The sequence below is a fragment of the Pantoea sp. MT58 genome, assembly GCF_014495885.1.
GTDB classification, from domain to species: domain Bacteria; phylum Pseudomonadota; class Gammaproteobacteria; order Enterobacterales; family Enterobacteriaceae; genus Pantoea; species Pantoea eucalypti.
Window position 1 is genome coordinate 2543360 of record NZ_CP061083.1, and the last position, 12166, is coordinate 2555525.

Annotated in this window: 13 protein-coding genes; 2 read left to right on the forward strand and 11 right to left on the reverse strand. The window is 54.8% G+C overall.

Annotated features, from left to right (window positions below; genetic code table 11):
* Window positions 1-5 precede the first annotated feature (5 nt).
* From lpoB to hinT, 3 genes are read right to left on the reverse strand one after another with little or no spacing between them, the layout of a single operon-like run.
* Window positions 6-602 carry a penicillin-binding protein activator LpoB gene (lpoB, locus tag IAI47_RS12005; protein ID WP_003849852.1) on the reverse strand — a complete coding sequence of 199 codons (597 nt, stop codon included), beginning with the start codon at window positions 600-602 and terminating at the stop codon, window positions 6-8.
* An 11-nt stretch (window positions 603-613) separates the two neighbouring features.
* On the reverse strand, window positions 614-982 hold the full coding sequence (locus tag IAI47_RS12010; protein ID WP_003849853.1) for a YcfL family protein: 369 nt from the start codon (window positions 980-982) through the stop codon (window positions 614-616).
* Window positions 983-997: 15 nt separating this feature from the next.
* A complete protein-coding gene (gene hinT / locus IAI47_RS12015; protein WP_003849854.1) occupies window positions 998-1348 on the reverse strand; it encodes a purine nucleoside phosphoramidase in 351 nt (116 codons plus the stop codon).
* 359 nt (window positions 1349-1707) lie between these two features.
* Between hinT and IAI47_RS12020 the strand changes: the two genes are divergently transcribed.
* Window positions 1708-3306 (forward strand): MFS transporter, encoded by a 1599-nt coding sequence (locus tag IAI47_RS12020; RefSeq protein ID WP_008925937.1) that lies wholly within the window; start codon window positions 1708-1710, stop codon window positions 3304-3306.
* Window positions 3307-3309: 3 nt separating this feature from the next.
* Entirely contained in the window at window positions 3310-4449 is a 1140-nt protein-coding gene (locus IAI47_RS12025; protein ID WP_008925936.1) for a glycoside hydrolase family 105 protein, read from the forward strand.
* A gap of 52 nt (window positions 4450-4501) precedes the next feature.
* On the opposite strand, the gene ptsG is transcribed toward IAI47_RS12025, so the two are convergent.
* From ptsG to acpP, 8 genes are all read right to left on the reverse strand, one after another.
* Window positions 4502-5938: a PTS glucose transporter subunit IIBC gene (ptsG, locus tag IAI47_RS12030; protein ID WP_003849857.1), complete on the reverse strand. Its 1437-nt coding sequence runs from the start codon at window positions 5936-5938 to the stop codon at window positions 4502-4504.
* Between the two features lie 289 nt (window positions 5939-6227).
* Window positions 6228-7019 (reverse strand): metal-dependent hydrolase, encoded by a 792-nt coding sequence (locus tag IAI47_RS12035; protein ID WP_003849858.1) that lies wholly within the window; start codon window positions 7017-7019, stop codon window positions 6228-6230.
* An 18-nt stretch (window positions 7020-7037) separates the two neighbouring features.
* Window positions 7038-8027, reverse strand: coding sequence for a DNA polymerase III subunit delta' (gene holB / locus IAI47_RS12040; protein ID WP_033743184.1), 990 nt, complete (start codon window positions 8025-8027; stop codon window positions 7038-7040).
* Entirely contained in the window at window positions 8027-8659 is a 633-nt protein-coding gene (gene tmk / locus IAI47_RS12045) for a dTMP kinase (protein WP_003849860.1), read from the reverse strand. The genes holB and tmk overlap by 1 nt, the downstream gene beginning before the upstream one ends.
* Entirely contained in the window at window positions 8649-9668 is a 1020-nt protein-coding gene (gene yceG, locus IAI47_RS12050; RefSeq protein ID WP_008925934.1) for a cell division protein YceG, read from the reverse strand. Before yceG ends, tmk begins: the two co-directional genes overlap by 11 nt.
* On the reverse strand, window positions 9665-10480 hold the full coding sequence (pabC, locus tag IAI47_RS12055) for an aminodeoxychorismate lyase (protein WP_008925933.1): 816 nt from the start codon (window positions 10478-10480) through the stop codon (window positions 9665-9667). The genes yceG and pabC overlap by 4 nt, the downstream gene beginning before the upstream one ends.
* A gap of 91 nt (window positions 10481-10571) precedes the next feature.
* Window positions 10572-11813: a beta-ketoacyl-ACP synthase II gene (fabF, locus tag IAI47_RS12060; protein WP_008925932.1), complete on the reverse strand. Its 1242-nt coding sequence runs from the start codon at window positions 11811-11813 to the stop codon at window positions 10572-10574.
* 85 nt (window positions 11814-11898) lie between these two features.
* Window positions 11899-12135 carry an acyl carrier protein gene (gene acpP / locus IAI47_RS12065; protein WP_003849865.1) on the reverse strand — a complete coding sequence of 79 codons (237 nt, stop codon included), beginning with the start codon at window positions 12133-12135 and terminating at the stop codon, window positions 11899-11901.
* Window positions 12136-12166: the final 31 nt, after the last annotated feature.

Here is a 12166-nt window from a genome sequence, read left to right on the forward strand (position 1 = left end):
CCGGATTAATTCTGAGCAATGCCGTTGCCGGACCAGATGATCTCGCCGGTCTGAACCAGCATCAGCTGCATCTGCAGGGTCGGTGTTTTAACATCGCCACGTGCGTTACTGTAGAGCACATACTGTGCGTTGAGGTTGCGCGCCAGGCCAATGGCTTTACTGCGCGAGTTCAGGCTGTCATCCGGCGATAATCCCAGCGTCTGCTTGGCCTGTGCCAGTTGATCTGCAGAGACGAGGGTGAATTTACCGTTATTATTCAGCGCATTCTGGATTGCTGCCGTGGCTTTGTCGCTTTGCAGCGAGCCATTGGTGCTGTTTTTGATCCGATCGACCAGCAGCACGCTGCCAGGCTCGGCGCTGGCGGCCTGTAACATCTGCGCCACCAGCGGCTGCACGGTGGCATCCCAGTTGATAGTCACCAGTTTTGGCGGCTGCGGCACAGGCTGAGGTTGCGGCACCGGTTCAGGTTGCGGAACGGGCTGGGTTGGCTCAGCGGGCTGGGTCGGTTCAACCGGTGCAGGCTGCTGCTGCTGTTTCACAACACAGCCGGTCAGAATGAGCGCCATCAGAAGCGTTCCGGTACGATTAAAACTGCGTATCACGATGAAAATCCTTAAAGATAGAGATAAAGACGAACCTTACTGGCAGTCAGGTTACCCATTTGCGAGGCGGCGACTATGCTGCCCTGCGCCGGAACGGTGACGGTCTGCGCCGGTTCCTGCGGGGTGATTTCCAGCCCTTTGTCGTCATACCAGTAATAACGGTAGTGCACAACGACCGGTGTTTCGCGCTGATTATAGAGCACGCTGGTGGCACGTTTGAGTCCATCGTTCTCATCCAGCGTCGGCTCATCGGTAATAATCCCTGCCGACAGCACAGAGGACTCCATCACCAGTGACTGTGACGTATTGATCATCGGTTTATCACTGCTGCAAGCCGTCAGGCAGAGCAGGATCGGCAGGCCAGTCAGCCAGGATCGCATAGCACGTTTCCGTTATCAGTTAGAGAGCATCGGACCCAGCGGTTCGCCGCCCAGCAGATGCATATGAATGTGATAAACCTCCTGACCACCATGTTGATTGCAGTTCACAATCAGACGATAACCATTTTGGTCGATACCTTCCTGGCGGGCGATTTTCGCCGCGGTGGTAAACATGCGTCCCAGCGCGTGCTCGTGCGCGGCTTCCACCTCGTTGACCGTGGGGATCAGCACATTCGGCACGATTAAAATATGCGTCGGTGCTTTAGGCGAAATATCACGGAAGGCCGTGACCAGCTCGTCCTGGTAAACCACATCAGCGGGGATTTCGCGGCGGATAATTTTACTAAAAATAGTTTCTTCAGCCATGGTGCAATTCCTTTAGCCTGAGTCGTAATCAATCAGTATGCGGGAGAAATTTGTTTTCTTTCAACCTCAGTACCACTTTTCTTGCATTGTTCGCGTGCCTTTGCAGCACCCCCTCACTCCCCTGCCTGAAACCCCAGTATGAATACCCATAAAGCAGCCGCCATCACATAAAAATGAAACGCTGTTTTATAAATTAGAATTATGCCCCCCTTTTCTTTGCCTGATTGCCACTTCAACGCTTTTGGTTGCCAGATTGCGAAGGTTTAACCGCCGCGTCAGCTCTACTTTGCTAATCAGTCCGGGGGAGATGTCTGGCGTCACCCGGTCAAATTGCCCCATAACATTAAGGAGCCTCACACATGCGCTCACGTAAAATTGGTCCTGGCCACTATCTGGCCTATGGATCTGGCGATTTTCTCGGAGCAGGCACAACGGCGCTGACTGCCGCCTGGTTACTCTATTTTTACACGACCTTTTGTGGATTAACCCCCATTCAGGCCACGCTGATTTTCGCCGCCGCTCGCGTGCTGGACGCCGTGGTCAGCCCGCTGATGGGCTTCCTTACCGACAACTTCGGTTCAACCTGGCTGGGCAAACGTTTTGGCCGCCGGAAATTCTTTATCCTGCTCGGCATACCCTGTGTCTTCAGTTATAGCCTGATGTGGGTTAGCGACATGAGTTTCTGGTGGTATCTCTGCACTTACCTGCTGTTTGATATCGTCTACACCATGATTCTGGTGCCTTATGAAACGCTGGTGCCGGAAATGACCGACGACTTTAAACAGAAGACCCGCTTTTCCGGGGCGCGAATTGGTCTGGCACAATTATCAGCGATACTGGCCGCATTCTTACCCGGTATTTTGCTGAGCATGCTGGGCAAAGAAAATCCCCTCTCCTTTTTCTATGCCAGCCTGGTGTTCTCAGTAATTTGCGCGCTGGTACTGACGCTGGTGTGGTGCTTTACCTGGGAACGTCACCCCGATGACTTTTCTGCCGAATCACGCCGTGCGGAGCAGGAAAAGCAGCAGCTGACGCTGATGCAGAGTCTTAAACGGCTCTATGTCGAACTGGCCTCAACCTTACGTATCCGTATCTTCCGGCAACACCTTGGCATGTATCTCGGCGGCTATATTGCTCAGGATGTGTTTAACGCCGTCTTTACATGGTACGTGGTGTTTGTGCTGATGCAGAGTGCACAGGTTGCCTCCAGCCTGATGGGCACAATGGCAGTCTTGCAGTTTATTGCTGTGATGGTGATGATCCCGCTCTGTATCCGTATGGGACCGGCCCCTGCCTATCGTCTGGTCGCCATACTCTTTGGCCTCGCCGCGCTCTCCTATGCCGGTCTTTGGTATACCGGAATGAACGACAACATGTCTCTGCTGCTGGTGATCTCTGCCGTCGCAGGCCTGGGGCGTGGCGGCATCAACTATGTGCCGTGGAACACCTACACCTATATCGCCGATGTGGATGAGGTGATCACCGGTCAGCGCCGTGAAGGGATATTTGCCGGCATCATGACCCTGACGCGTAAAGCGTCCCAGGCGGGTGCCGTCATGCTGGTGGGCATCGTGCTGCAGCTCTCCGGCTTTGTATCTGGCCAGGCCACGCAGGCGCCGGGCGTCAGCCACACTATTCTGGCGATTCTCAGCATCGGCACGGTGGCCGTGCTGACCTGCGGCTTTATTGTCTCACTGCGTTTTAAACTGAATTTGCAGACGCACACCGTGCTGCGCCAGGAGACGCTGAAGATGCGCGAGGCAGGCCGTATCGTGCCGGAAAGTCTCACCCCGGAAGCACGGAGCATTGTCGAAACGCTGGCAGGCATGCCTTACGAGAATCTGTGGGGTAATAACAACATTGGCTTCCTTAATCGCAACAAGCCCGCGCCGCAAAAACTTACCGCACATCCCGTATTAACCCCTTCTTTAAACACCACCTTAAAACGACAGGAATAGACCATGACTGTATTTCCCGTTAAACACAGCAAGTTATTGTGCCAGCCTGAGTATCTGCTGCCACGCAGCGAACTGGTTCAGCTGATTCAGAAACTGACTCAGAATCTGGTCAATATCACGGATGAAACAGGCGAATTTTTATTACGGCTGGACGATGGCCGGGTGATTGATACTAAAGGCTGGGCGGGCTGGGAATGGACACACGGCATCGGCCTGTACGGCATGCTGCACTACTATCAGCAGACCGGTGACGCGCAGACGCTGGCCATCATTGACAGGTGGTTTACGCAGCGTCTGGCGGAAGGCACGCCGACCAAAAACGTGAATACCGTGTGCCCCTTTCTGACGCTGGCTTATCGTTACGAAGAGACCAGAAACCCGGCCTGGGTGCCGGTGCTGGAGCGCTGGGCAGAATGGGTCATGTATGAAATGCCGCGTACTGAACAGGGCGGCCTGCAGCATATTGTCTACAACAATGAGAACACCCAGCAGCTCTGGGACGATACGCTGATGATGAGCGTAATGGCGCTGGCTAAAATTGGTCAGTTGCTGAAGCGCGATGAGTGGGTTGAAGAAGCGAGCTATCAGTTTCTGCTGCATACCCAGTATCTGATGGATCGCGAAACCGGCTTATGGTTTCACGGCTGGAACTTTGATGGCCGCCATAACTTCGCCAATGCGCGCTGGGCGCGCGGCAACAGCTGGGTGACGATTGTCATTCCCGACTTCCTGGAGATGATGAACTGGCCTGAACATCACGCGACCCGTCGCTTTCTGCAGCAGGTGCTGGAGAGCCAGGTCAACGCGTTGAAGGCCTGTCAGCACAGCAGCGGATTGTGGCACACCCTGCTCGATGATCCGCACAGCTATCCGGAAGCGTCTGCCACCGCCGGGTTTGCCTATGGCATCCTGAAAGCGGTGCGCAAGCGTTATCTGCCCGCTGCGTATCGTGAGGTGGCAGAAAAAGCGCTGCGCGGCGTAATTGCCAATATTGATGAAGATGGTGAGCTGATGCAGGTCTCTTTTGGTACTGCAATGGGCAGTGACCTGGACTATTACCGCACGGTTCCTCTGACCTCCATGCCGTACGGTCAGGCGATGGCCCTGCTCTGTCTGACTGAGTATCTGCGTGTTTACCTCTGAGTCCTGGCCAAAAAAAAGCCCCGCTTAGCGGGGCTTTTTCATCTCTTAATGATTACATGCTGCGGATGTAATCATCCATATCGGTTTTCAGGTTATCGGATTTGGTTCCGAAAATTGCCTGTACACCGGAACCCGCAACCACCACGCCACGAGCGCCGAGGTTTTTCAGTTCAGACTGATCCACTTTCGCTACATCAGCAACGCTGACACGTAAACGGGTGATACAGGCATCCAGGTTGGTGATGTTCTCTTTACCACCAAACGCAGCTACCAGTTTGCCCGCCATCTCCGTTCCGGTCGCGGTAGACTGCTCGCTGCTGCTGCTCTCTTCACGGCCAGGCGTTTTCAGATCCAGTTTCGCAATCAGAACGCGGAATACGGTGTAGTAAACCAGGCCGTAGATGATGCCGATAATCGGGAACAACCAGATTTTGCTGCTGTTGCCGCTCAGCACGATGAAGTCGATCAGACCGTGTGAGAAGCTGGTGCCATCACGCATTCCGAGCAGGATACAGATTGGGAAGGCCAGACCTGCCAGCAGCGCATGGATCACATACAGAATCGGCGCCACGAACATGAATGAGAATTCAATCGGTTCGGTGATACCGGTCAGGAATGAGGTCAGCGCAGCAGAGATCATGATGCCGCCAACTTTGGCACGGTTTTCAGGTTTCGCTGAATGCCAGATAGCAATCGCGGCCGCTGGCAGACCGTACATTTTGAACAGGAAGCCACCTGAGAGTTTACCTGCGGTCGGGTCACCTGCCATGTAACGTGGGATGTCGCCGTGGAATACCTGACCTGCCGCATTGGTATATTCACCAATCTGCATCTGGAAAGGTACGTTCCAGATGTGATGCAGACCAAATGGCACCAGCGCGCGCTCAACAACGCCGTAGATACCAAAGGCAACAACCGGGTTCTGATAGGCCGCCCACTGTGAGAACTCCTGAATCGCAGCACCGACGGGTGGCCAGATAAAGGAGAGCAGCACACCCAGCACAATCGCCGCCAGGCCAGAGATAATCGGCACAAAGCGTTTACCGGCAAAGAAGCCCAGATATTCTGGCAGCTTGATGCGGTAGAAGCGGTTGAACATGTAAGCGGCGATGGAACCGGCGATGATACCGCCCAGCACCCCGGTATCGGCGAGGTGTTTCGCCTCGATCTCTGCCGCTGGCAGATGCAGCACCAGCGGTGCAACGACCGCCATGGTTTTCACCATGATGCCATACGCGACAACGGCGGCCAGTGCCGAAACGCCGTCGTTGTTAGTAAAGCCCAGCGCCACGCCGATAGCAAAAATCAGTGGCATGTTGGCGAACACCGATCCACCCGCTTCTGCCATTACATGGGAAACCACTGCTGGTAACCAGCTGAAATTGGCTGAACCGACCCCTAACAAAATACCGGCAATCGGCAGAACCGATACCGGCAGCATCAGCGATTTACCGACCTTTTGAAGGTTGGCAAAAGCATTTTTGAACATAGCGTGAAGCTCCTGAGTATGAGTGCATATTTGCGCAGAGCGCGTGGCAAAGAGGGAGGATTCTTTGCCGGGCTGGCGGTGACCGCCTTTTGATTTATTACGAAGGGTAAAATAAATCCCGAATTGTTACTTTGACGGCTATCACGTTTCAACAAACAGAGCCGCGCACTTTACGAAATTTCTGACTGATCCGCACGAGTAATCGACGATAAAAAGCTGACCCTGGCTGAATAGACAGGGTCATATAAGCAGGTTGCAGATTAATTACAGAGAGTGAAATAAAAGACGGTTATCCGCCCAGCTTACTCATGGGGATATGAAACAGCGTTGAAAAGTTTTGAGTGGTGGCAGCGGCCAGCGTTTCCATATCCACGCCTTTTAATACGGCCAGATATTCGGCAACATCGCGCGTATAAGCGGGCTGATTCTCTTTACCGCGATACGGCACGGGTGCCAGATAAGGTGAATCCGTTTCCACCAGCATCCTGTCCAGCGGCACATAACGCGCAGCTTCGCGTAACTGTTCAGCATTGCGGAAGGTGACAATACCGGAAAATGAGATGTAAAAGCCCATATCCAGCAGCTTTGCGGCGGTGGGCTGATCCTCGGTGAAGCAATGCAGCACGCCGCCACAACGCTCGACCTGCTCTTCACGCAAAATCGCCAGCGTATCTTCGCGTGCATCCCGGGTATGAACAATAATCGGTTTATTCAGCGCGATGCCGGTACGGATATGTTCCCGGAATGAGCGCTGCTGCTGATCTTTGGTCTCTGGCTGATAGTGATAATCCAGCCCGGTTTCACCCAGAGCCACGACCTGAGGATCGGCAGAGAGCCGGCGAAACTCCTCAACGTCATAGGCCTCTTCCTGATTCAGCGGATGCACGCCGCAGGAGAGCGCAATGTTTTTTCGATCGCCAACCAGACTTTTCAGGGTGTGAAAACCCGGCAGCGTGGTGGCAATAGCCAGCATAAATTTCACATCACGCGCTGCTGCTTTAGCGATCACATCATCAAGGTCACGGTGGTGCTTTTCATAATCCAGGCCATCAAGATGGCAATGGGAATCAACAATAAACATAATTACTCTCAGGTAGGTTTAGCCGACCAGCGTGGGCTTCTGTAGGTCCGCCCAGCTCAGGAGCTGATCGGTCAGCAATAATTCGCGATTGACTGACGCCACATGCAGTAACTGCTCACGACAGCGCATCCATGCCTGGGTGCTGCTGTTGAGCGCACTGGCGGAAAAGTAACCGGCCAGGAGCTGCACCACATCCTGGCGATCAATATTACTCAGCCATTGTCCCGCATTTTGCTGCCATTTCATGGCATCCAGCAATAACGAGAGCAGCCAGCCGATGCGTGCGGCCGCGTCGTCCGCGTTCAGTGCAGGCAGCAGTTGCAGGATGTCCTGCTGTAACGCAGCGGGCAGCGCATCACAGAGCTTCTGACGGGCTTGCCACGGTCCGGTCTCCAGCAGGCTCAGTGCCGCACCGGGTGCGCCCGCGCCCAGGCGCAACGCCGCCAGCAGCATCTGTTCATCGTGGGAGGATTGCTTCTTCAGCCAAAGCAGACTTTGTCCTTCGTCCGGCGGTGTCAGATGAAGCGTCATGCAGCGGCTGCGCAGCGTGGCCAAAAGGCGTGAGGGGTCACGGCTGCTGAGGAAGAACCAGCTGTTGGCAGGCGGCTCTTCAAGGGTTTTCAGCAGTGCGTTAGCTGCGGCTTCCGAAAGCTGCGCAGCATCTGGCAGCCAGACCACTTTCGCGCCGCCCTGCTGACCAAAGTGATACATCTTTTCCGTCACCTGACGCACCGCATCAATGCCCAGGGTACTTTTGCCCTTCTCTGCCTCAAGCCGATACCAGTCAGGATGGGTGTTGGCCTGCATCAGCTGACAACCGTGGCACTCTCCGCAACTTTTCAGGCCATCCCGCTGCTGGCACATCAGCCAGCGGCTCATTCCCCAGACCAGTGCCTCATCGCCCATGCCCGCCATCGCCTGGATCATCAGCGCATGGTGCGCGCGATTTTCCTGGTGCTGACTGATCACCTGACGGTAAGGCTGATTCAGCCACGGATACCAGTTCATCATGCCTGCTCCGCCAGCCAGCTATCCAGCGTCGCTTTAAGTGACGCGGTCACTTCTTCCAGCGACTGAGTGGCATCAATGGTAAGAATGGTGGGATCGTCTGCTGCCAGCGTCAGATAGCGCGCGCGGGTGCGCTCAAAGAAGCGCAATGACTCCTGCTCAATACGATCCAGCTCGCCACGTGCACGGGCACGCTGGAGACCAATATCAGGTGTCACATCCAGATAGAGCGTCAGGTCGGGACGGAAATCGCCTAAGACAGCATCACGCAGCGTCTGCATCAGTTCACTGTCGAGTCCCCGACCGCCGCCCTGGTAAGCCTGAGAAGAGAGATCGTGTCGATCGCCAATCACCCAGGCACCGCGAGCCAGCGCAGGTTTGATGACGGTCTCCACCAGCTGAACGCGCGCTGCATAGAGCATCAGCAGCTCTGCTTTATCCGTAACCTGCTCACCCTCAATCCCCTGCTTGACCAGTGTCCGCAGCTGTTCTGCCAGCGGCGTGCCGCCCGGTTCACGGGTAAAGACCAGATCGTTGATGCCCCGGGCGCGCAGCGTGGCAACAATAGCATCACGCGCAGTGGTCTTTCCGGCGCCTTCCAGGCCTTCAATGACGATAAACTTACTGTTCATTTTTTTCCTTCAGTGTCTGCCGGTAAATCTGCACCGCTTTGTTATGGCTGGCAAGGTTGGTGGTGAACGTATGTCCACCCTTCCCGTCTGCAACGAAGTAGAGGTAGTTCGTTTTTTCAGGATGCGCTGCTGCCTGAAGGGACGCTTTGCCCGGCATGGCAATCGGGCCAGGCGGCAGCCCGTTAATCGTGTAAGTATTGTACGCGCTGGCGGTTTCAAGATCTTTGCGGGTCAGCGTGCCGTTATAACTGTCACCCATGCCATAGATGACGGTGGGATCGGTCTGCAACCGCATTCCCGTGCGCAGGCGATTAATAAACACCGAGGCGACACGTGCGCGCTCTTCGCTGACACCGGTCTCTTTCTCAATGATGGAGGCCATCGTCACCATATCCTGTGGCGTTTTATAGGGCAGATTGTCCGCCCGTCCCTGCCACACCGCATCAATGGTCTTTTTCATCCGATCATGCGCCCGCTGCAACAGCGCCATATCGGTGGTGTTCGCCGTGTAGAGATAGGTATCCGGGAAGAAGTTGCCTTCCAGTTGTTCAGGCTCCACCTTGAGTGCGCTGGCCAGGGTGGCGAACTGATCGTCTTTCAGGGTGTGCCGGATGTAGGGCGCTTTACGCAGTTCACTCAGCCACTCTTTGAGCCGCTGACCTTCGACGAACCGCACCGGGAATTGCGCCTCTTTGCCGCTGGCCAGCAGCTGTAACAGCGAGCGTACGGTCATGGTTGGCTCAAGGCGATAAGTGCCCGCCTTAAAGGTCGCCAGTTCCGGCTCCAGACGCAGCAGCGCACCAAACCAGATACTGTGGGGAATAATTTTCTGCTCTTCCAGCTGCGCTTCAAGCGCAACCCGCCCCGTGCCGGCAGGCAGCGTATAAATCGTTTCCTGTTTCAGCGTCAATGGGGTGGCAGCAATCTGCTTAACCTGCCAGTAACTCAGCACCGCTGCGAGAACGACGATTGCCAGCAGGCTGACGAGAATCTTTTTACTTCGAATCATGATGCATCCATTATTTGTTCACAGCTTGCCAGCAGCTGCTTAAACAGCGAGCGCTCAGTAAACTGCACCGCTTCTATCTGTCGGACCGGCAGAACCGGCATCAGCGCGTTACATATCACCACTTCATCGGCGGCCAGCAGTTGCGCCGGTTCGCTTTTCACTATCTGGCAAGCCTGACCTGCTGCAGCAAGTTGCGCCATAAGACTCCGCCGCATAATGCCATCGACACCCGATGCCGAGAGATCGGGCGTGAAAATCTGCGTGCCCTGACGCCAGAATAAATTGGCCGCACAGCATTCCACCACCCAACCTTCAGTGTCAAGCACCAGCGCCTCGTCGGCGTCTGTCTGGTCAAGATGAGCCCGGATCATCACCTGCTCCACGCGGTTCAGGTGCTTGATACCGGCAAATTGCGGGTTTCGCGCCAGACGAATCGGACTAAGCCGGAGTCGGGCACCACGCTGCTGTATATCGGTGTAGTGTTGTGGCCAGGCGGTCAGAGAGACGATTCGCACAGGTTCACCACAGCCGCGACGGCTGTAACCCCGCCCGCCGCTGCCCGCGCTGATAATCACTTTCAGCACCGCCTGGGTTTGTTCATAAGCGGCCTGCTTCATCTCGGTCTCAAGCTGATGCCAGTCGACGCCAGCGATCCATAACCGCTCACAGCCCTCTTTAAGGCGCTGAATATGGCTTTCCAGCATCACAATTTTACCCTGACGCACGGCGGCGGTAGTAAAACAGCCATCGCCGAACTGCAGTGCGCGGTCGCTGGCGGCCACTGTCGATTGTCTGAACCCGTTAATCCACATCGTTCTCTCCTGAGCGTGACCTCTGATTTCACCGCATTTTGCAGGATAAAAAAAGGCCCGCATCGCGGGCCTTTTTAGCAATCAGCAACGATTACACTTTACGGAAAATCAATGAACCGTTGGTTCCGCCGAATCCGAAAGAGTTACACAGCGTGTATTCCAGACCAGAAACCTGACGCGCGGTGTGAGGTACGAAGTCAAGATCGCAGCCCTCATCCGGATTGTCGAGATTGATAGTCGGAGGAACAGCCTGGTCGCGCAGTGCCAGAATCGAGTAAATCGCTTCAACAGCGCCTGCGGCACCCAGCAAGTGCCCGGTCATTGATTTGGTTGAGCTGACCATCACACTGCTGGCCGCTGCCCCGAAGACCGATTTCACCGCCTGCGCTTCCGCTTTATCACCCGCTGGCGTGGAGGTACCGTGCGCGTTGACATAGCCAATCTGCTCTGGCGTCATTTGGGCATCGCGCAGCGCATTGATCATGGCCGCCGCGGCACCTGAACCATCTTCTGGTGGTGAAGTCATGTGGTAGGCATCGCTGCTCATACCAAAACCTACAATTTCAGCGTAGATTTTTGCGCCACGCTTCTTCGCATGCTCGTACTCTTCGAGTACCACAATGCCGGCACCGTCACCCAGCACAAAACCGTCGCGATCTTTATCCCACGGGCGGCTGGCCGCTTGCGGGTTTTCGTTTCGGGTTGAGAGGGCACGTGCTGCACCAAAACCACCCACGCCTAATGGCGTACTGGCTTTCTCTGCGCCACCCGCCAGCATCACGTCAGCATCGTTATAAGCGATGATACGTGCAGCATGACCGATGTTGTGCACACCAGAGGTACAGGCTGTCGCGATAGAGATGCTTGGACCTTTCAGGCCATACATGATGCTGAGATGCCCCGCCACCATGTTAACGATGGTTGAAGGCACAAAGAATGGGCTGATTTTGCGCGGACCGCCGTTGACCAGTGAAGTATGATTCTCTTCAATCAGACCTAAACCACCGATGCCGGAGCCAATTGCCGCGCCAACACGGCCTGCATTTTCGTCGGTGACAACCAGACCACTGTCCTGCATGGCCTGCATACCGGCTACAATGCCGTACTGGATGAAGGCATCCATCTTGCGCTGATCTTTGCGCGAGATGTAGTCATCACAATTAAAACCTCTTACCAGACCTGCAAAACGCGTTGCATAAGCACTGGTATCAAAATGGTCGATCAGGGTAATGCCGCTCTGACCGGCAAGGAGAGCACTCCAGGTAGACTCTACGGTATTGCCGACAGGAGACAACATGCCAAGACCAGTCACAACTACACGACGCTTAGACACGTTCGTCCTCCAGGGAGGGGAAATAGGGAACTATGTGGGACAAACAAAAAAATCAGGCGGTCGAGCGACCGCCTGAAGATATTCATTAGCCTTTATGGCTATTGATATAGTCGATCGCTGCCTGAACGGTAGTGATTTTCTCAGCTTCTTCGTCTGGAATCTCAGTATCAAACTCTTCTTCCAGAGCCATCACCAGCTCAACGGTATCAAGAGAATCGGCACCCAGGTCTTCTACGAAAGATGCAGAGTTGGTGACTTCTTCCTCTTTCACACCCAGCTGCTCACTGATGATTTTCTTAACGCGTTGTTCGATATCGCTCATACTATTTAATTTCCTATCAAAACTCGCTTTC